At 72.1% G+C, this 19,836-nt stretch carries 21 protein-coding genes; 15 read left to right on the top strand and 6 right to left on the bottom strand.

Features of this window, described 5'->3' with window-relative positions:
- Positions 1 to 211: 211 nt before the first annotated feature.
- The 4 genes from AMK16_RS10575 to AMK16_RS10560 all read right to left on the bottom strand — a co-directional run bounded on the left by AMK16_RS10575 (position 212) and on the right by AMK16_RS10560 (position 4,426).
- Positions 212 to 397 carry a hypothetical protein gene (locus AMK16_RS10575; RefSeq protein WP_073912355.1) on the bottom strand — a complete coding sequence of 62 codons (186 nt, stop codon included), beginning with the start codon at positions 395 to 397 and terminating at the stop codon, positions 212 to 214.
- 112 nt (positions 398 to 509) lie between these two features.
- Positions 510 to 1,526, bottom strand: a complete 1,017-nt coding sequence (locus tag AMK16_RS10570; RefSeq protein ID WP_073912352.1) for a YdcF family protein — start codon at positions 1,524 to 1,526, stop codon at positions 510 to 512.
- Between the two features lie 5 nt (positions 1,527 to 1,531).
- Complete coding sequence (locus AMK16_RS10565; protein WP_073912349.1) at positions 1,532 to 3,127, bottom strand: N-acyl-D-amino-acid deacylase family protein; 1,596 nt, start codon at positions 3,125 to 3,127, stop codon at positions 1,532 to 1,534.
- Positions 3,128 to 3,136: 9 nt separating this feature from the next.
- Positions 3,137 to 4,426: an alanine racemase gene (locus tag AMK16_RS10560; protein WP_073912346.1), complete on the bottom strand. Its 1,290-nt coding sequence runs from the start codon at positions 4,424 to 4,426 to the stop codon at positions 3,137 to 3,139.
- Positions 4,427 to 4,603: 177 nt separating this feature from the next.
- Here AMK16_RS10560 and AMK16_RS10555 point away from each other — a divergent pair, with 177 nt between their 5' ends.
- Both AMK16_RS10555 and AMK16_RS10550 read left to right on the top strand, forming a co-directional pair.
- The gene (locus tag AMK16_RS10555) at positions 4,604 to 5,374 is read left to right on the top strand and encodes an IclR family transcriptional regulator (protein ID WP_073912342.1); all 771 of its coding nucleotides are present in this window, start codon (positions 4,604 to 4,606) and stop codon (positions 5,372 to 5,374) included.
- A complete protein-coding gene (locus AMK16_RS10550) occupies positions 5,371 to 5,781 on the top strand; it encodes a RidA family protein (RefSeq protein ID WP_073912339.1) in 411 nt (136 codons plus the stop codon). The genes AMK16_RS10555 and AMK16_RS10550 overlap by 4 nt, the downstream gene beginning before the upstream one ends.
- A 145-nt stretch (positions 5,782 to 5,926) precedes the next feature.
- On the opposite strand, the gene AMK16_RS10545 is transcribed toward AMK16_RS10550, so the two are convergent.
- On the bottom strand, positions 5,927 to 7,261 hold the full coding sequence (locus AMK16_RS10545; RefSeq protein ID WP_073912336.1) for a M14 family metallopeptidase: 1,335 nt from the start codon (positions 7,259 to 7,261) through the stop codon (positions 5,927 to 5,929).
- Positions 7,262 to 7,386: 125 nt separating this feature from the next.
- Entirely contained in the window at positions 7,387 to 9,081 is a 1,695-nt protein-coding gene (locus AMK16_RS10540) for a chitinase (protein WP_073912332.1), read from the bottom strand.
- Between the two features lie 344 nt (positions 9,082 to 9,425).
- On the opposite strand from AMK16_RS10540, the gene AMK16_RS10535 reads away from it, so the two are divergent.
- From AMK16_RS10535 to AMK16_RS10475, 13 genes are all read left to right on the top strand, one after another.
- Positions 9,426 to 10,328, top strand: a complete 903-nt coding sequence (locus tag AMK16_RS10535; RefSeq protein ID WP_073912329.1) for a hypothetical protein — start codon at positions 9,426 to 9,428, stop codon at positions 10,326 to 10,328.
- A 48-nt stretch (positions 10,329 to 10,376) separates the two neighbouring features.
- Complete coding sequence (gene cpaB / locus AMK16_RS10530; protein ID WP_073912325.1) at positions 10,377 to 11,078, top strand: Flp pilus assembly protein CpaB; 702 nt, start codon at positions 10,377 to 10,379, stop codon at positions 11,076 to 11,078.
- Between the two features lie 7 nt (positions 11,079 to 11,085).
- Positions 11,086 to 12,369: an AAA family ATPase gene (locus AMK16_RS10525; RefSeq protein WP_073912322.1), complete on the top strand. Its 1,284-nt coding sequence runs from the start codon at positions 11,086 to 11,088 to the stop codon at positions 12,367 to 12,369.
- Positions 12,370 to 12,372: 3 nt separating this feature from the next.
- The gene (locus AMK16_RS10520; protein ID WP_073912318.1) at positions 12,373 to 12,741 is read left to right on the top strand and encodes a TadE/TadG family type IV pilus assembly protein; all 369 of its coding nucleotides are present in this window, start codon (positions 12,373 to 12,375) and stop codon (positions 12,739 to 12,741) included.
- Position 12,742: 1 nt separating this feature from the next.
- A complete protein-coding gene (locus AMK16_RS10515) occupies positions 12,743 to 13,111 on the top strand; it encodes a TadE/TadG family type IV pilus assembly protein (protein WP_242438676.1) in 369 nt (122 codons plus the stop codon).
- Positions 13,108 to 14,451, top strand: coding sequence for a CpaF family protein (locus AMK16_RS10510; protein ID WP_073912315.1), 1,344 nt, complete (start codon positions 13,108 to 13,110; stop codon positions 14,449 to 14,451). The genes AMK16_RS10515 and AMK16_RS10510 overlap by 4 nt, the downstream gene beginning before the upstream one ends.
- A complete protein-coding gene (locus AMK16_RS10505; protein WP_073912311.1) occupies positions 14,448 to 15,386 on the top strand; it encodes a type II secretion system F family protein in 939 nt (312 codons plus the stop codon). Before AMK16_RS10510 ends, AMK16_RS10505 begins: the two co-directional genes overlap by 4 nt.
- Positions 15,387 to 15,399: 13 nt before the next feature.
- On the top strand, positions 15,400 to 16,290 hold the full coding sequence (locus AMK16_RS10500; protein WP_073913575.1) for a DUF5936 domain-containing protein: 891 nt from the start codon (positions 15,400 to 15,402) through the stop codon (positions 16,288 to 16,290).
- Positions 16,291 to 16,293: 3 nt separating this feature from the next.
- Positions 16,294 to 17,535, top strand: a complete 1,242-nt coding sequence (locus tag AMK16_RS10495; RefSeq protein ID WP_073912308.1) for a sensor histidine kinase — start codon at positions 16,294 to 16,296, stop codon at positions 17,533 to 17,535.
- On the top strand, positions 17,532 to 18,218 hold the full coding sequence (locus AMK16_RS10490; RefSeq protein WP_073912304.1) for a response regulator: 687 nt from the start codon (positions 17,532 to 17,534) through the stop codon (positions 18,216 to 18,218). The genes AMK16_RS10495 and AMK16_RS10490 overlap by 4 nt, the downstream gene beginning before the upstream one ends.
- 110 nt (positions 18,219 to 18,328) lie before the next feature.
- Positions 18,329 to 18,577, top strand: coding sequence for a hypothetical protein (locus tag AMK16_RS10485; RefSeq protein ID WP_073912301.1), 249 nt, complete (start codon positions 18,329 to 18,331; stop codon positions 18,575 to 18,577).
- A complete protein-coding gene (locus AMK16_RS10480; RefSeq protein WP_073912298.1) occupies positions 18,577 to 19,209 on the top strand; it encodes a pilus assembly protein TadG-related protein in 633 nt (210 codons plus the stop codon). Before AMK16_RS10485 ends, AMK16_RS10480 begins: the two co-directional genes overlap by 1 nt.
- Positions 19,210 to 19,247: 38 nt before the next feature.
- Positions 19,248 to 19,832, top strand: coding sequence for a hypothetical protein (locus AMK16_RS10475; protein WP_073912295.1), 585 nt, complete (start codon positions 19,248 to 19,250; stop codon positions 19,830 to 19,832).
- The last annotated feature ends 4 nt before the right edge of the window (positions 19,833 to 19,836 follow it).

Genomic DNA, 19,836 nt, shown 5'->3' with positions numbered 1-19,836 from the left:
TGTCCTTAGGGTTGCGGTCCCCGGGCGGCTAACGAGCGTGCACCGGATCCGGATGCGGCCCACCCGCGCGGCCCGGGCACGGCGATCCACCCGCGGCGGCCCGGGCACGGCGCCCCACCCGTGGCGGCCCGCCCCCGGCGGCCCGAGCGCGACGGAGCGGCCCGGGGGGCGACCCCGGGCCGCAGCGCCGGCGGCGTGCGCGCGGAGCGCGCTACGGCAGGTAGCGCTCGATGACCTGCGGCCCCTCCTTCGCGATCAGCTGGCGCGCCTTCTCGACCCGCTCCGGAGTCGGGTCGTGGCCGGTCGCCATCACGAGGTCCTCGGGGTCGTAGGGCCGCTCCCCGCCGGTGTACAGCCGGTCCGACCGTGTCGGCTGCTCGTCCGATTCACTGTCCATCGCGTACCTCCTCGATGTTCCCTGGCCCCATCCTCCGGCGGCGGCCCCATGAACGCACCTCGGCCCGGGTCCGGGCCGCGCGGCGGCGCCGGGCACCTCGCGCGGCGCCGGTTCAGACGGTCAGCGTGACGAGCGAGGCGAGCGCGCCGAGGGCGACCAGCAGCCCGCAGATCCCCAGGTTCACGGTGCGGTGCTCCCAGAACACGGCGGCGAACTCGCGCAGGGTGGCGGTCGGCCAGAAGTACCGTGCCGTGGGCGCGCCCACCACCTGTCCGTTGACCCCGGCCTTGCGGGCCATCATTGCGGCCCGGAAGGCGTGGAAGTTGTTGGTGACCACCACGCACCGGTAGCCCGGGTCGTCCGCCACCATGAGCTCGCGGCTGAGCCGCATGTTCTCCTCGGTCGTCCGCGAGCTGTCCTCCAGCACCACGTGCTCCTGCGGGACGCCCTGCGCGATCAGCCAGTCCGCCATCGCGCGGGCCTCCGGGACCTTCTCGTCGGATCCCTTGCCGCCCGAGACGAGCAGGACCGGCGGCCGCCCGCCGCGCGCCAGCTGGGCCTCGTAGATCTGCTGTCCCTTGCGCAGCCGCGAGGCCAGCAGCGGCGGCACCCGGTCCCCGCCGACCAGGCCCGATCCCAGCATCACCACGTGGTCGACGTCGCCGCGCACCCTGATCCGCCCGTAAAGGCAGGCGTAGCCGAGGAAGCACAGGAGCACGAAGGAGACATAGGCGACGACCGCGGTGAGGGTCGCCGCGAAGCCGGTGAGGAGCGTGGAGTCGAAGCGGCCCACGATGATCAGCAGCGCGATCATGGCGAAGATGCCGAGCCCCGCCAGCAGCGACAGCAGATTGGGCAGGCGCGCGCCCTCCCGGCGGACCATGGTCACACCGTTCGCGATCAGGAAGACGCCGAGCGCCACGAGCCCGAAGGTCGGCACGGCCAGGACCAGGAGCAGCACTGCGGTCCCCAGCCAGCCCGGCAGCACCCGCACCTGCACGAGCAGGCCGAAGGACAGGGTGAGGAGGGTCAGTCCGAGCAGCACGGCGTTGCGGAACCGGCGGCGGTCTTTGCGGGCGCTGACGCAGAAGGCGAGGAAGAGCAGGGCGGCGAGTGCGAAGGCGACCATGCCCTTCATCGTAGGTGTCGGGTGCGAACGGGTGTGCGGCGTACGGAGCGCCCGGCCAGCACGTCCGTGCGCCGCCCGTCGCGCATGACGAACCGTCCGTCGATCAGGACGTGCGGGATGCCGGTGGGCAGCCGGCGCGGATCGGTGAAGGTGGAACCGGCCGCGACCGTCTGCGGATCGAACAGCACGAGGTCCGCGCGGTAGCCGGCGCGGACCAGGCCCCGGTCGGGCAGGCGCAGCCGGGCGGCCGGGCGCCCGGAGAGGTGCGCGACGCACTCCTCCAGGGTGAGCACGCCGAGCTCGCGGACGTAGTGGCCGAGGTAGTGCGGGAAGGTGCCGTAGGCCCGCGGGTGCGGCTTGGAGCCCTGGAGGATGCCGTCGGAGCCGCCGGTGTGGGCGGGGTGGCGCATGATCGCCCGGACGTTCTCCTCGTGGCCGACGTGCTGGAGGACCGTCGGCGCGAGCCGGTCGCCGAGCAGCAGCCGCCGGGCGGTGTCCCAGCCGTCCAGGCGCGTGCCGACGTGGTGCGCGAGGGCGGGGTCGGCCACGCCCGAGACTTCGACGGCCGACCAGTCGACGGGCACCCCGTGACAGCCGTCGGCCCCCTCCACCTCCAGCGCGTACCGGATCCGCTCGGCCTCGGCGTCGTCGCGCAGGCGGGCCAGGGCCGCCTCGGGGCCGCCCTCGTTCGCCCAGCTGGGCAGCAGCGCGACGAGGGTGGTGCAGCCGGGGGTATAGGGGTAGCTGTCCAGGGTGATGTCGCTGCCCGCGTCCAGCGCCGCGTCCAGCAGGGCCAGCAGCTCCGGGGCCCGGCCCCGGTTCTCGCCGAAGTTCATCGTCGCGTGCGCCAGGTGCAGGGCGCAGCCGGCCTCCCGGGTGAGGCGGATCATCTCGGCGTAGGCGGCGGCCGCGCCGCGGCCGTACGAGCGGTGGTGGGGGCAGTAGTAGCCGCCGCGGCGCGCCACCACGCGGCACAGTTCGGTCAGTTCGGTGCCGGAGGCGTACATGCCGGGGGTGTAGGTCAGCCCGGAGGACATGCCGACGGCGCCCTGGGCCAGGCCGTCGTCGACGAGCTGCCGCATCCGGTCCAGCTCGGCGGGGCCGGCCGGGCGGTCGTCCCAGCCGAGGACCTGGGCGCGGACGGTGCCCTGGGGGACGAGGTAGGCGGCGTTGACCGCGACGCCCTGGCCGTCGAAGCCGCGGTCCAGCCGGTCGAGGTAGCCGCCGACGGTGCGCCAGTCGAAGTCGAAGTCGATGTCGTCCCCGGAGCCGTTCCAGCCGGCGATGGCGGCCCGGACCCGGCCCAGGGTGTGGTCGTCGGCCGGGGCGTACGACAGCCCGTCCTGGCCGAGCACTTCGAGGGTGACGCCCTGGGCGGCCTTCGCGCTGTGGTCCGGGTCGCGGAGCAGGGCGAGGTCGCTGTGGGCGTGCATGTCGACGAAGCCGGGGGCCAGGACCAGCCCGTGCGCGTCGAGGGTCCTGCGGCCCCGGCCCAGCGGGCCGATCCCGGCGATCCGGCCCCCGTGCACGCCGACGTCCGCGGTGTAGGAGGGCCCGCCCGTGCCGTCGACGACGCGGGCCCCGCGGATGACCAGGTCCAAGGCCGTGGCCTAGAAGAAGGTGCGGACGTAGTCGGTGACCGTGCCGTCGGGCGCGACCACCGGGATCAGCGGCCACTTCTCGAAGATCGTGCAGGGATGGGACATGCCGAGGGCCACCCAGTCGCCGACGGCCAGGTCCTCGGCGCCGTCGGTCTCCAGCCAGGCGTGCTGGTCGGACAGTTTGACCACGCGGACGCCCTTGGCGGGCCGCTCGGAGCCGTCGAAGGCGTCGCGCACCAGCTCGGCCTCGGGCAGGCCGAGGTCGTAGGCGATGTCGCGCTTGCCGGCGTTGACGAAGGCCTGGGTGGGGGAGGGCCGGGAGACGACCTGGGTCCACAGGCGGAACGCGGGCCGCAGGCCGCCCTCTTCGGGGTGGCGGTTGAAGGGCGTCAGGCGGGTGTACCAGCCGTGGTCGTGGGAGACGTACGCGCCGGAGCGCAGCAGCCTGAGGGTGGGGCGGGAGAGCTCTGGCAGGTCGGCGAAGACGTCGGCGACGGCGTCGAACCAGGCGGAGCCGCCCGCGCTGACCACGATCTCGTCGAGGTCGGCGGCGAACCGCCCGGCCCCGTCGAACTCGACGGCCAGGCCGGTGAGGCGGCGCAGGTAGGACTCGACGCGGGCGGGGTCGGCGCCCGGGACCTCGGCCTCGTAGCCGGCGACACCGACCAGGCGCAGGGTCCCGGCCCGGGCCACGGCGTCGGCGACGGCGCGGCAGTCCTCCTCGGTACGGGCTCCGGTACGGGCCCCCTCGCCGGCGCCGAGCTCGACGACGACGTCGATCCGGGCGGGCTGCCCCTCCAGGGCGCGGTCCATGAGCTCGACGCCGCGCACGGAGTCGACGTAGCAGACGAAGCGGAAGGCGGGGTCGGCGGCGAGCTCCCCCGCCACCCAGCGCAGGGCGGCGGGATCGACGAGCTCGTTGGCGAGGAAGATCCGCTGGATGCCGAAGGCGCGGTAGACACGGGCCTGGTGGGGGACGGCGGCGGTGATGCCCCAGGCGCCGTGTTCCAGCTGGCGGCGGAAGAGCTGCGGCGCCATGCAGGTCTTGCCGTGCGGGGCGAAGGCGAGGGCATGGCGCTCGGCGTAGGCGCCCAGCGCGGCGAGGTTGTGCTCCAGCGCCTCGGCGTCGAGCGTCAGGACCGGGGTGGTGAACCCGCCGGTGTGCAGGTCACGACGTTGGGCGGTGAGCTGTCCGACGGTGAGGCCGGCCGCCTGTGCGTCCGGGGGCAGACCCTTGAACCGGTGGTCGACGGGCTCGTCGGCAAGGGCCTTGACGGGGTCGGCGGGAGCGCTGGCCATGCGGGTGCCTCCGGGCTGTGGCGTCGAGTGTGTTGCGTTGCACGCAACAGTCGTTGCGCATCACGCTGCACGCTGTCTAACATCCCCGGTGACGGCCGGTCAACGCCCGGCGGTGCGGCGCCGCCCGTACCGGCCGGAGCCGGGTCCGCCCGGCCGGCGGGTACGAGAGGACGAGGGATGAGCCAGTCCGTGGAACGGGCGCTCGGGATCCTGCCCCTGCTGGCCAAGGGCCCCGCCGGCCTGGGAGCGGTCGCGCAGGAGCTCGGCGTGCACAAGAGCACCGCGCTGCGGCTGCTGCGCACCCTGCACGAGCACGGCTTCGTCTACCGCCTGCCCGACGGCCGCTACCGCCTCGGGGCGCAGCTGTTCGCGCTCGCCGCCGAGGCCGTCGAGAACCTGGACGTCCGGGAGGTCGCCCACCCCCACCTCGTCGAGCTCAACAGGGCCACCGGGCACACCGTCCACCTCGCGCTCCACCAAGACGACGAAGTCGTGTACATCGACAAGGTCGACAGCCGCTACCCGGTCCGCATGTACTCCCGCATCGGCAGGCCCGTCCCGCTCACGGTCGCCGCCGTCGCCAAGCTGCTCCTCGCCGACCTCCCCGAGCCCGAGCGCCGGGCCCTGGCCCACCGGATCGACTACCCGCGCTACACGGCCCGCTCGACCCCCGACGCGGCCGCGTTCCTCCGCGAGCTGGACCTCGTGCGCGAACAGGGCTGGGCCACCGACTTCGGCGGGCACGAGGAGTCCATCAACTGCCTGGGGGCGCCCGTCCACGGCCCCGACGGGCGGGTCGCGGCCGCGTTGTCGCTCTCCGCGCCCGGTGTCGTCGTCACCGCCGAGGGGCTCCTCGCCCTCCTGCCCCAGGTGCTGTGCGCCGCCGACAGCATCAGCCGGGAGTACTCAGGCTCCGGCTCCGCTCCCGTACGCAAGGACGTCCCATGACCGAGAAGACCGCCGTCGTCCCCGACACCCACGCCGTTCCGCCCGCGAGGTTCTCGCACGGGGTGCGCAAGGGGAACATCCTCCAGGTCGCGGGCCAGGTGGGCTTCCTGCCGCACGTGGAAGGGCAGCCGCCGACGCCGGCCGGGCCGACGCTGCGCGAGCAGACCCTGCGGACGCTGGAGAACGTCCGCTCCGTGCTGGAGGCGGGCGGCGCGAGCTGGGACGACGTGGTGATGATCCGTGTCTACCTCACGGACACCGGGCACTTCGCGGAGATGAACGCCCTCTACGACGGCTACTTCGCCGAGCAGGGGCTGAAGGAGGCCCCCGCCGCCCGGACCACCGTCTACGTCGGCCTGCCGGCCGGGCTGCTCATCGAGATCGACGCGCTGGCGGTCCTGGGCTGACCCGCCGAAGGGGCTGACCCGCCCAAGAGGCTGATCCGTCAAAGGGGCTGCCCCGTCGAAGGGGTTGACCTGCCCAAGAGGCTGATCCGCCGAAGGGGCGCCCCCCTGGCGGTGGGGCGCCCCGGTCACGCGGGCGGTGCGGGCATCAGGCGCAGTACTGCGCCTCCTTGCCGATCGAGCGGTACATGCAGTCCGCGTTCTCCAGCAGCTGGAGCACGGCCTCCTTGTTGCGGGACGTCTCGCGGTCGATCACCTCGTCGGGCGGGTAGAAGCCGCCCGCGCCCGCGCTCGACGGGTACATCTCGAAGGTGTAGGCGAAGACCTTCTGGCTGCCCCACAGCCAGTCGTCGATCGTCCCGTCGGTGATGTACAGGTCGCTCGACTGCTCCGGGGTGTAGCCGTTGCTCGCCGCCATGCTGGTGCCGATCTTCTTGTAGGCGGCGAGGTCGTCCGCGGTCATGCCGGGAGCGGTGTCGTTGTACGTCCAGCCGAACGGCCACAGGACCAGCTGGCTGTAGGTGTGGAAGTCGATCGCGGCCTTGATCTGCTGCTTGCCGCCGACCACCCGGCTGCGCACGAAGTCGGAGACCACCTTCACCTCGGGCGCCGAGGCCGCGGACGGGCCGCGGTAGGTCTCGGAGCTCTTGCTGCTGCTGGAGCCGCCGCAGCAGCCCCACTTGTAGTCCCAGTTGCGGTTCAGGTCGGTACCGACGTACGAGGAGTTCGAGTTGGGCTGGCGGTTCTTGCGCCAGGAGCGGTAGGAGCCGGTGGCGATGTCGTACTCGCCGCCGTCCGGGTTGAGGTCCGGGACGATCCAGATCTCCCGGCTGTTGACCGCGTTGGTGATCCGGGACTCGGTTCCGTACTTGGAGCCCAGCTCGTTGAGCAGGTACAGCGCCATCTCCACGGTCAGGTGCTCGCGGGCGTGCTGGTGCGCGGTGAAGAGCACCTCGGGCTCGGCCTCGTCGGTGGCCACGTTGTCGCTGATCTTGATAGCGAAGAGGTCGCGGCCCTGGTAGGACTTTCCGATGACCTGCTTGCTCATGATCCCGGGGTACTGGGCGATGCGCTGGTCGATCTCCGCGGTCGCCTCGGCGTAGTTGTGGTACTTCGCGTCCGCCGAGGGGAAGTCCTGGGTGCCGGCCGCGATCCCGGGCAGGGAGCGGTCCGGGGGGCCGGGCAGGGGGGTCAGTTCGTAGCCGAGCGCGCGCAGCTTGCCGGCCTGCATGGTGTCGGCGCTGACCACGACCGACCGGGCGTCGACCTCGTCGACCGAGACGCCGGTGCGCAGCAGCGCCGTGCGCTCCGCCGCGCTGGAGGGGCCCTGGATCTCGTACTGGACGATGGCCTCGTCCTGGGTGGCGGTCGACGGGGTGGGTGGTGGTGAGGCCGTCGCGCTCATGCCGTAGGCGGGCGCGCCGAGCGCGAGCGCCAGCAGGGCCGCCGTGACGGCGGCCCTCCGGCGGGTGTGGAGCCGCATGCGTTCTCCTGGGTGGGAGTGTGGGGGTAGCCGTGCGGACGCGCACAGCGTGCTCTCGTGGCATGTCCCGGTCAAGAACCTCGTAGGCCGTCGAGCTCGAAACCGGCCACCCCCACACCTACCGCCTACGGGAGGCCGTGGACCTTGGGACCCACCGCGTTGGACCAGGCGTTACCCGCCTTGGCGTCCCAGTTGGTCGACCACGTCATCGCGCCGCGCAGGCCGGGGTAGGTCCTGGACGGCTTGAAGGAGCCGCAGCCGGTGCCCCGGGTCAGGCAGTCCAGGGCGTTGTTGACGACGGCCGGGGAGACGTAGCCGCTGCCCGCTCCGCTCGGGGAGGCCGGGACTCCGATGCCCACCTGCGAGGGGTCGAGCCCGCCCTCCAGCTGGATGCAGGCCAGCGCGGTGAGGAAGTCCACCGAACCCTGGGAGTAGACCTTGCCGTCGCAGCCGTTCATCGAGCCGCTGTTGTAGTACTGCATGTTGACGACGGTGAGGATGTCCTTGATGTTGAGGGCAGTCTTGAAGTAGCCGCCCTGGGGGGACTGCATGTCGATGGTCTGCGGGGCCATGGTGATGACGAGCGAGGGGCCCGCCTTCGCGGAGAGCGAGCGCAGCGCCTGCGTCATGTACGTCGGGTTGAGGCCGTTCTCCAGGTCGATGTCGATGCCGGAGAATCCGTACTCCTGCATCAGCGCGTACGCGGAGCCGGCGAGGTTGTTCGCGGAGGCGGAGTCGTTGACCGAGATGGTGCCCTTCTCGCCCCCGACGGAGAGGACGACCGACTTGCCGGCCGCCTTCTTCGCGGCGATGTCCGCCTTGAACTGGGCCACGGTGTAGCCGCCGAGACCCGCCGAGTCGAGGGTGAAGGCGATGGCGCCGGGCGTGGTCGTGGCGTCGGCGAAGGAGACGGCGACGATGTCGTACTGGGCGGAGACGTCGGAGATCTTCTGGACGGTCGCGCCGTTGTTGAAGTTCTGCCAGTAGCCGGTCAGCGCGTGCCTGGGCACCGAGGGGTTCGGGTTCGGGTTGCCGCCGCCCGTCGTGGTGCCGCTCACCGGGGCGGACTTGGGGCCCTCGCCCGCCGCGTTGTAGGCGCTCACCTGGAAGGAGTACGAGGTCGAGGGGGCGAGCCCGGAGACCTGGGCGGAGGCCCCGGTGACGCTCTGGACGCGCACACCGTCCTGGTGGACGTGGTAGCCGGTGGCGCCCGGGACCGGGTTCCACGAAAGGGTCAGCGCGTTCGCGCTCTGGCCGGAAACGGCGGTCCCGGCCGGGGCGCCGGGGACGCTCGGGCCGGGGTCGGTGCCGCCCCCGCCGTCCGGGCCGAAGACGCTGAACTCGTCGACGACGTAGCCGGGCTGTCCGTACCAGCCGTGGGTGTAGACGGTGACCTGGGTGGTGGAGGGGCCGGTGGTGAAGGTGGTGGACAGTTTCTGCCAGCCGCCGCCCGAGCCAGGGGTCCAGGTGGAGACGTCCTGGGTGCCGGTCCCGGTCGCGCCGAGGTACACGTAGCTGCCCTGGACCTGCGTGCTCAGCGTGTAGGCCGAGTTCGGCTTGACCGTGACGGTCTGGCTGCACCGGGCGTTGTCGGAACCGGCCGGGGTGGCCTTGAGGGCGCCGGCCCCGGCGAAGACCGGCGAGGAGACGGCGGCGCCGCTCCCGCCGGAACAGGACCAGTTGGCGAGTGCGGACTCGAAGCCGCCGTTGCGGACGACGTTGACGTCCGCGGCCTGTGCGGTGCCGGTGGTGAGCGTGGTCAGGGCGCCCGCCGCGAGGGCGGCGGCGACCGGGAAGGCGAGGGAGCGTATGCGGTTCACGTGGGCTCCGGTGGGGGGAGGAAGGGAACGAGGGGAGGCAGGGGCGGGTGGGGGCGCCCCGGGAAAAGCCTGGCGGAGCCAAGTTGGTCCAGACCAATCCCCGTGTCAAGGGTCTTCACAAGGTGGCTGGAAATGGCCCTCCGCGCCATCCCTGTTGTCCGCATTTCCCGCCACCTGTGACCCGTGCCGCCAGCACGGGAATTCCCAAGGCCCTGCCCTGTCACGGGGGTCGCGGATATGGTGCTGGGGCAAGGGGGAAGCTTGCCGATCGTTCGCGGTCGCGCAGTGCGTGCGCGCCGGTGACGACCACGCGACAGTTTCGGGCGTACGGGGTGAACAGGGGGATGCGCGTGCCGACCGCCATTGCCGTCACCAGCACCGATCTGGTGCTTCCGGCCCCCGACCGGCACACGCCCGGCGCCGCCGTGCTCCACCCGCCCGACCAGCTCGACCTGGAGGGCGCGCTCGCCGAGACCAGCGCCCTGCTGGAGCGCCACGGTCACCTCGTGGCCATCGTGCCGAACTGGCTGCCCCCCACCACCGTCCAGCGGCTGCACACCGTGCGCGCCATCCTGGAAACCGACCGGATCGCGCTCCTCGGAATCGATCTGCCGCCCCTGGCAACCGCCCTGCTGGTGCGTCAGCTCCGCCAGCTGAGCGTCTGCGACTTCAGCCCCGGGGTCATCGCCTCCGCCGCCCGGCTGCTGTCCCACTACATCTACGCCGGCGCCCTGCTGGGCTCGGTCGCCAGACTCGACCGGGTCCCGGTCGGACTCAAGGCGCACGCCAGGTCCTGGTCCCCGAACGCGCAGTTCGCCGTCCTCGCCCACCCCACGCCGCACCTGGCCCGGCTCGGCGGCGGGTCCGGAGCCCACGGTCCCGGTGCACTGCCCCCGGGGCCCGCCTTCGCCACGCACCTCACCTTCGCCCGGGGCCAGCTCGCCTCCGAGTGGGTCGCGGCCGAACTCGCCCCCGCCTGGCAGGTGCAGGGGATCATGGAGAACCCGCTGCCGGCCGGCTCGCCCGGCTGGTGGGGCACCGCGAAGCTGGTGGAGTTCGCCGCCGGGATCCCGGACCCCTCCGTCCTCTACCAGCTGGTCGCCTCGGTCCGCCGCGAGGAGTGCCGCTGGTGCGGGTTCGAACTCATCGGCGACCGCTGCGGCTTCTGCGCCGCGCCGCTCGCCGCCCCGCTCGCCGCACCGCCGCCGGCCACCGCACCGGCGAGTACCGCCCGCTTTGGACCCTGACCGACCCGACACCACGAACGAACGAAGAACGGCGAGGTAGTACGGCCTATGAACTCACGCCAGCGCCGCGGCGTCATTCTGCTGCTCCTGTCGGTCCTGTGCGCCCTGGGGGCCTTCGCGGGAGTCCTCGTGGTGATCGGCGACGTCAACTCCAAGGTCGGGTCCGAGGTCGTCGCCTACCGGGCCAAGGGCGACATAGCTCCGTACAGCCCGCTGTCGGGCGGGCAGTTCGAGGAGGTCACCGTCCCGCGGCGGTGGCTGTCGCAGACCGCCGTCACCGACCTCGGCGCGCTCAAGGACAAGATCGCGCTCACCACCCTGAAGAAGGGCTCGCTGCTCCAGACGGACATGTTCGTCGACCGGCCGCAGCTCCAGCCCGGTGAGCAGGAGATCGCCATCATGATCGACGCGGCGACGGGCGTGGCGGGCAAGATCACCTCGGGCGCCAAGGTCAACATCATCGCCACCTTCAAGGGCGCCAAGGACACCGACCCGGCCCGCTCGGTGATCATCGTCGCCAACGCCCGGGTCCTGGGCGTCGGCAAGCTCACCGCCCTGGAGAAGGACAGCGACCGCAAGGGACCCGCCGAGGCCGTCCCGATCACCTTCGCCCTGAACACCAAGGACACCCAGCGCGTCGCCTACGCCGAATCCTTCGCGGAGCACGTACGCCTGGCCCTGGTCGCCCCCGGCACCGACTCGGCGCCCAGCGCGAGCGACCGCACGTACACCCTCGACGGGGACAAGTGAGGCCCGGATGACCACCCGAATCCTCCCCGCGGTCGGCGACCCGGACGCCGCGCGCGTCATCGTGACGCTGCTGAGCCAGCTGCCCGCCTCCGAGCCGGCCCCCCCGGTCCCCGACTCCACCACCCTCCTGGACACCCTGGCCCGCCTCGCCGCGGAGTCCGTCGACGAACTGCCCGAGGTCGTCCTCGTACACGAGCGGATCGGCCCGGCGCCCGCGCTGGAACTCGTCCGGGAAGTGGCCCTGCGCTTCCCCGCGGTCGGCGTCGTCCTGGTCTCCTCCGACGCGGGCCCGGCCCTCTTCTCCGCCGCGATGGACTCGGGCGCCCGGGGCCTGATCGGCCTCCCGCTCACCTACGAGGAACTCGCCGCACGGGTCCAGGCCGCCGCCCAGTGGTCCGTGGGCGTACGCCGCCACCTGGGGCGCGGCGCGGCCGAGACCCCCACGGGGCCCGGCGGCCGGGTGGTCACGGTGACCGGTGCCAAGGGCGGCGTCGGAACCACCTTCGCGGCCGTCCAGTTCGCGCTGGCCGCGGCCGCCTCGGGCCTGCGTACCGCGCTGGTGGACATGGACCTCCAGGCGGGCGACGTCGGCTCCTACCTGGACGTGCAGTTCCGGCGCTCCATCGCCGACCTCGCGGGGATCCAGGACATCTCGCCGCGGGTCCTGCAGGACGCGGTCTACGACGACCGCACGGGCCTGGCGCTGCTCCTGGCCCCCGCCGAGGGCGAACGGGGCGAGGAGGTCGACGAGCGGGCCGCCCGCCACGTCATCGCCGCCCTGCGCGGCCGCTACGAGCTGGTCGTCATCGACTGCGGCAGCCAGCTGACGGGCGCGAACGCCGCGGTCGTGGAGGCGGCGGACGTGGCGGTGCTCGTCACCACCCCGGACGTGGTCGCGGTCCGGGCGGCGAAGCGCACGGTCCGGATGTGGGAACGGCTCCAGGTGCGCAAGGCGGAGGACACCGCGCTGGTCGTCAACCGCTGGAGCAGGCACACCGAGATACAGCCCGCCCTCATCGCGAAGATCACCAAGACCCGCCCCACCCGCACCCCCGTCCCGGCGGCCTTCAAGGAACTCCAGGCTGTGGTGGACGCGGGCCGGGTCCAGGACCTGGACAACCGCTCGACGGTGAAGCAGGCCCTGTGGACCCTGGCCGGCGAACTGGGTCTCCTCGCGGCTCCGGACACGCCCTCGGCCGCCTCGACCCCCCGGGGCGCCGCATCCGGCGCCACCCTTGCGGTGCGCACCCCCGGACCGGTGGCCCGCCTGCGCCGCGGCCGGGAGGGCTGAGACGTGCGCCCGCGCGGAGCCCGCGGCGACGACCGAGGCCAGGTCGCGATCGAGTTCCTCGGCACGGTGCCGCTGATCCTGCTGCTCGTGGCGGCGGTCTGGGAGTGCGTACTGATCGGGTACGCCTTCTCACTGGCGGGCAACGCGGCGGACGAGGCGGCGCGGGCGGGGGCCGTGCACGGGAAGGCCGCCTGCGAGGCGGCGGCGGGGGAGCACATCTCCGGCGCCTGGGGCGTGGAGACGCAGTGCGGCCGGGCGGGAGACGTCTACAAGGCGAAGGTGACGCTGCAGATCCCCGTCCTGTTCCCGGGGCTCGGGTTCGGCGCGATCGACGGCACGGGCGGCGCGGCCATGGAGAGGCAGGAGGGCTGAGGTGAACGGACGCATGCGCTCCGACCGGGGCCAGGTCGCCATCGAGTACATCGGCTTCGTGCCCATCCTGCTCTTCGTCGCGCTCTGCGGGATCCAGCTCGGCTGGGTGGGGTACGTCCACGAGCAGGCCGACACCGCCGCCCGTACCGCGGCGCGCGTGGAGGCCCGGCACGGCAGCGGCGGGGAGGCGGCGGGCGTGGCGGCCGTCAGGGCCGGGCTCGGCGCGCACGTCGAGGTGACCAAGACCTCCGACGCCGTCACCGCGGTCGCGACGATCAAGGTCAATTCCATCGTGCCGGGCCTGGACATCCCCGACGCCAGGGCCACGGCGGTCATGCCCAACGACGACCCGAAGGTGACCGGACCATGAGCCTGCGTTCCCGGGTCAGCGCCCCCGACGACCGCCACGGCCCGCGCGAGGACGGCCGGCTGGTCTCCTCCTACCGCGCCAAGCTGCTGGAGGAGATCGACCTCGCCGAGATGTCCGCGCTCGCCCCCGCCGAGCGCCGGGCGCGCCTGGAGCGGGTGCTGGGCCACATCATCAGCCGTGAAGGGCCCGTCCTGTCCACGGCCGAGCGCGCGCAGCTGATCCGCCGCGTCGTCGACGAGGCCCTCGGCCTCGGCGTGCTCGAACCGCTCCTGGAGGACCCCTCCATCTCCGAGATCATGGTCAACGGCCCCGACCAGATCTTCGTCGAGCGCTCGGGCCGCGTGGAGCAGCTCCCGCTGCGCTTCGCCTCGCACGAGCAGCTGATGCAGACCATCGAGCGGATCGTCTCCACGGTCAACCGCCGTGTCGACGAGGCCAACCCGATGGTCGACGCGCGGCTGCCCAGCGGCGAGCGCGTCAACGTGATCATCCCGCCGCTCTCGCTGACCGGCGCCACCCTCACCATCCGCCGCTTCCCGCGGGCCTTCACCCTCCACGAGATGATCGCCCTCGGCTCGCTGGACGAACAGATGCTCCTGCTGCTGTCCGGGCTGGTGGCGGCGAAGATGAACCTGATCGTCTCGGGCGCGACCGGCACCGGCAAGACGACCCTGCTCAACGCCCTCTCCGGCCTGATCCCCGAGGGCGAGCGCATCATCACCATCGAGGACTCCGCCGAACTCCAGCTCCAGCAGGCCCACGTGATCCGGCTGGAGTCGCGCCCGGCGAACGTCGAGGGCAAGGGGCAGATCACCATCCGCGACCTCGTCCGCAACTCCCTGCGCATGCGGCCCGACCGCATCATCGTCGGCGAGGTCCGCGGCGGGGAGACGCTCGACATGCTCCAGGCGATGTCCACCGGCCACGACGGCTCCCTGGCCACCGTGCACGCCAACAGCTCCTCGGACGCGCTCATGCGCCTGCAGACCCTGGCCTCCATGTCGGAGGTGGAGATCCCCTTCGAGGCGCTCCAGGACCAGATCAACAGCGCCGTGAACGTCATCGTGCAACTCACCCGCTTCGGCGACGGCTCGCGCCGCATCACCGAGATCTCCGTCCTCGACTCACACGGCCGCGAACCCTTCCGGATCACGACGGTCTGCCGCTTCGCGGCGCAGCCCATGGGCGCCGACGGACGGGTGCACGGCTACTTCGAGCACTACCCGCTGCCCCGACCCGTCGCGGACCGCCTCTACATGAACAACCAGCCGGTCCCGCAGGCCTTCGGGGTCGCGCCGGACGACCCCCTCACCGCACGCATCACCCGGACCGCCCTGTGAACCCACTGATCCTCCTCACCCTCGGCGCCACCCTGCTGGCGTGCGTCCTCGTGATCCTCGGCGTACACGCCTACACGGCGGGCCGCGCCCAGCGCTCCGCCCTCATCGAACGCCTCTCGGAAACCGGCCACCCGCAATCCCCGGGCCGCCGCCGCCGCTTCGCCGGGATCGACCGGCGGCTGCGCAGGACGCGCTTCGGCCGCCGCATCGAACTGAAGCTGGCGACGACGGGGCTGGACCTGACGCCGGGGGAGTTCTTCGGCTACATGGTCCTGTCCGTCGCCGGCGTCTGGCTCGTCGCGTCGAGCCTGCTCGCCCCCTTCTTCGGACCGGTGGCCGGCCTGATCGGGCTGTGGGCGGCGAACGCCTTCCTCAACTGGCAGCGCACCCGGCGCACCGAACGGTTCATCGGCCAGCTCCCCGACCTCGCGCGCATCCTCGCCAACGCGACCCAGGCCGGCCTCGCGCTGCGCACGGCCATCGGCATGGCGGCCGAGGAACTGGAGGCTCCGGCGGGGGAGGAACTGGCACGGGTGGCCGACCGGCTGGCGGTCGGCCACTCGATGGACGACTCGCTCGGTGAGCTCACCGAGCGGCTCCCCTCCCGGGAACTTGTCGTCCTGGTCTCGACCCTCGTCCTGTCGGCGCGTGCGGGCGGGGCGATCGTGGACAGCCTCCGCAACCTGACGGTGACGCTGGAGCAGCGCAAGGAAACCAGGAGGGAGATCCGCACCCAGCTCTCCCAGGTGACGGTCACCGCGTATCTGGTTCCGGCGATCGGCCTCGGCTCGCTGCTGCTGGTGGACATGATGATGCCGGGTGCGCTGGACCGCATGACGGGGGCTTTTTTCGGCCAGAGCGCGGTCCTGGTCGCACTCGGCCTGTTCACGCTGGGATTCCTGCTCATCCGCCGCCTGTCCAAGATCGACGTCTGAGGGGACCGGGATGATCGCTCTTCTCCTGGCCGCGCTCGTGGCGGTGTCCGTGCTCGGGGCCTTCCACGGCATCCGGCTCTACCGGGCCGACGTCAAGCTCCCGACCGACCTCGCGCTCGCCCTGGAAGTGGGAGCCACCCGCACCACCGCCGTGGGATCGGCCGTGGACCGGATGGGCATCCGCTGGGCTCCGCTGGTCCTGCGCCTGATGGGACCGAACCAGGTGGCGCGCAAGCGCCGCCAGATCGACATGGCGGGAAACCCGGCCGGCCTCACGATCGACCGCTACGCGGCCCGGCGGGCGGTGTACGGCCTCCTGGGTGGCCTGGGCGCCTTCTCCATGCTGGTCAACGGGCAGCTCGTACCGGCCCTGCTCATGATCGCCTTCGGCCTGTTCTGGATCGAAGTGGGCCTGTGGTCCGCCATCCGTGTCCGCCGCGACCACATCGAGCGCACCCTGCCCGACTTCCTGGACGTGCTCGCGGTCGTCGTCAGCGCGGGCCTGGGCTTCCGGCAGGCGCTGGAGCGGGTGGCGGCCAAGTACGAGGGCCCGTGGGCGGACGAGATCCGGATCACCCTGCAACAGATGAACATGGGCGTCAGCCGCCGCCAGGCCTTCGACGAACTGCGCCGCCGCAACGACTCCGAACAGGTCGCCCAGTTCGTCACCGCCCTCCAGCAAGGCGAGGAACTGGGTTCCCCGATCGTCGACACCCTGATCGCGATCGCCGAGGACATGCGCCGCACCGACGCCCAGAACGCCCGCCGGCGGGCGGCCCGGGCCGTCCCGAAGGCCACCTTCGCCGTCACCGTGTTCATGCTGCCCGGCACCCTGATCCTGCTGGTGTGCGGCTTCGTCTACGGCGCGAACGTCGACTTCGGCGCCCTGCTCGGAGGCGGGTGAGCCGTGGCGGCCCTCGACATCGCCGCCGCCGGGCGGGGCCGGGCCGCCGGACACCCGGCCAGGCCGCCCTTCGCCCTGCAGGCGAACGCCCTCCAACTGCAGGCGAACGCCCTCCAAGCCCTCTGCCGGCGGGTCTTCGCCTTCCGCCTCGTGATGATCGCCCTGGGCGCTCCACTGGCACTGGGCCGGACGGCCCACGGGGTGCCCGTGTACCTGGTGAGCGGCGCCGTGCTGCTCACTTTCATGCTCTCCTACGTCCTCTTCCGTGACTGGGAGCGCTTCGGACCGCTGCTGCTGCGCCACCGCTGGCTGCTCGCGGTGGACATGGCGTTCGGCACGCTGCTCCTGATCACGGCGACCCCCGATTCCCCGCTCGGACCGGTCTGTCTCTGCACCCCCCTGCTGGCCGGCCTGGTGTACGGCTGGCGAGGTTCGGCGCTCTACGCGGCGGTTCAGGCCCTGTGCGTGACGGCGGCCGGGAGCGGGCTCACCCTGCCGGCCCTGTGCCTGCTGGCGGGCGCGGCCGGCGTGTGCCTGCGCGACCTGCTGTACCGCTTCGGTTCGGCCGGTCAGACGCTGGTGGAGACGCGGGCACGGCTGGCCGTGACCGAGGCCGTCCGGGCGGAACGCGAGCACCTGGCACGCGAGATGCACGACTCGGTGTCCAAGACCCTGCACGGCCTGGCCCTGGCGGCGGACGCTCTGGCGCGTGCCACGGATCCGGTACAGGTACGCCGACAGGCCGATCTGGTGGCCGCGGCGGCCCGCCGTGCGGCCGCGGAGTCCCGGGAACTCCTCACCGACCTGAGGCGCGACCTGGATGCGCCCGGCGTCTCGATCGCGTCCGAACTCCGGTCGCTGACCCGTCCCCCGGCGGAGGAGCTGCGGGTGAGCGGCGTGGCGCCGGCCGTCCCCTCGCCGGTGGCACGACACCTCGTGGCCGTGGTCTCGGAAGCGCTGGAGAACGCCCGCCGCCACGCGGACGCAGCCCACGTCGTGGTGGAAGTGGGCTGCGACGGCGCCGACCTGATCCTCATCGTCGACGACGACGGACGAGGCCTGCCGCGCGGTTGTCCGGACCTCCCCTCGCTGCGCGGCACCGGCCATTTCGGGCTGCTCGGCATGGAGGAACGCGCGGCCGCGATCGGCGCCCGCCTGCACGTGGGATCCCGCCCCGCCGGGGCGGGTACGCGGGTCCGCCTCGACCTGCCGCTGGCGGCCCTGACCCCGGAGCGGGACCGGTGAGGCCGGTCCGCGTCCTGATCGCCGATGACAACCCGGTGGTCCGGGCGGGCCTGGCCGCGCTCCTGGACACCGTCGAGGACCTGCACGTCGTCGCCCAGGCCGCCGACGGCCGCGAGGCGCTGGTACTGACCCGCTCGCACACTCCGGACGTGATCCTCCTGGACGTCAGGATGCCGGGCGTGGACGGCATCTCCGCCCTCCCGCACCTGGTACGGCTGGCGCCGGTGCTGATGCTGACGTACAGCCGCGATGCCGAAGTGGTACGCGAGTCCTTGCTCCTCGGCGCGGGCGGTTACCTCGTCCACGGCGAGTTCACCGCGTCCGAGCTGCTCCGTGCCGTGCGGGACGTCCGGGAGGGGCGGCCCCATTTCACGCCGACAGCGGCGAGTGCACTGCTCTCGGCACTGCGTACCCCTTCGCAACCGCAACGACTTGTGGCACAGTCTTCAGAGCGGCTGCACAACTGCGAGCTTTTCGGGCTCAGTTCCCGGGAGGGGGAGATCATGGACCTGATCGCGTCCGGGATGAACAATCAGCAGATCGCCGCCGCCTGCTTCATCAGCGAGAAGACGGTGAAGAACCACATCAACCGCATCTTCGCGAAGCTCCAGAGCGCCACGCGCAGCGAGGCGATAGCCCGCTGGCTGGGAACGGCCCGTCCAGGACTGACCGGTCATGGGTAGACGCGGTGCGCAGTGGGTCCGTAATTGGGCCCCGGGACCCTTGGTAACGAACGGTGACTCGCCGTACGGTCCGCACACTGACAGCGGCACCTGCCCGGGAGGAATACCCCATGTCACACAACGCGCTGCTGAAAGCGTCCGTCGAGACGAAGATCCGTCTGAGTGGATGGACGGACACGGCGGTGGCGAAGATGCGCGAGCGCTATGCACAGCGGCCCGACAGCGGACAGACCGCCTTCGAATACCTGGGCATCATCCTGGTGGTGCTGGTGATCATCGGTGCCATCGTCGGCTCGGGCATCGGCTCGGAGATCACCACCAAGATCAAAAAGGCAGTGGACGACATCAAAGCCGGCTAATGGCCTCGCGTGACGGGCGCACGGCCGACCGCGGGCAGGCCTTCCCCCTCTACGTCGTGGTGGTGGCGGGTCTGCTCTTCGCCGCGCTCGCGCTCTTCGTCGTGGGGCAGGCTTCGGCGACCCGCAGCGACGCCCAAGGCGCCGCCGACGCGGCGGCCCTGGCGGCCGCGCGCCATGCGCGTGACCACCTGGTCCCTGGCCTGGTCCTCGCGGACCTGGAGCCTGCGGCATGGGAGAAGATCCTCGACGGTGAGCGGTTCTTCACGGAGGACGCTTGTGAGGCGGCGGAGGCCTTCGCCGAGAAGAACGCCGCCGAGGCGACGACGTGTGTCCCCTCGCCCCTCCGCTTCACGGTTGCCGTGAAGACGCACGAGACGGTGGGGAAGTCGGTGATCCCCGGGACCGACGTCATGCACGGGACGGCTGACGCCACCGCGGTCATCAAGCCCCGTTGCCATCTCGGGGAGCTGCCGGCGGGTGAGACCCGCGCCCCCACGGAGAGCCTTCCGGCCGAGCCTGGACGCTTCACGATCCAGTGCGAGGGGGGCAAGGAAATCGCTTTCGACCCCAAGCACCCCGGCACGTGGAACGCCTTGGCGAGGAAGATGTTCGACGTGTACCTGACCGACTGACCCACTGACCGATCGACCGAGCAGAGGAAGCAGTGCAGATGAGCATGCGGCAGACGGCGAAGGTCCGCGGGGGAGCGGCCGCCGCGGTTGTGGCGGTCCTGGCCCTTGCCCTGGCCGGGTGCGGTGACGGCGGCAAGCCCAAGGAGCCGCAGACGCCGTCGGCGCCCCAGTCGAAGGCGGCGGGATCCCAGGCCCCGGACCCGAGCGCGGGCAAGAGCTCCGAGCCCACTGAAGTCCTCGCCACGGTCAACGGGGCGAGTGGCATGGTCCTGACGGTCAATTCCCTGCAGCGGGACCCCGGTGGCTTCCTCACCGTCAACGGGCAGATCAAGAACACCGGCACCGAGTCCTTCGCCGGCACATCGGCCTGGCGCGGCATCGAGCTGAAGGGGACGGGGGAGTCCGTGGCGGGTGCCACTCTGGTCGACAAGGCCGGCAAGAAGCGCTATTACGTCCTGCGCGACACGGAGGCCAGGTGCCTGTGCACCACGGGCATCTCAAGCGTCGGACCAGGTCAGGTGGTGCCGTTCTTCGCGCAGTTCCCGGCGCCGCCGGCCACCACCACCGAGGTTGAGTTCAGCCTTCCCACCTTTGCCACGGCCACTGTCAAAATCTCCGGGTGACCCC

The sequence above is a fragment of the Streptomyces sp. CB00455 genome (genome assembly GCF_001905445.1).
GTDB lineage: Bacteria > Actinomycetota > Actinomycetes > Streptomycetales > Streptomycetaceae > Streptomyces.
The sequence above is the reverse complement of the archived record's forward strand: the minus strand, read 5'-3'. Positions and strand labels throughout refer to the sequence as shown.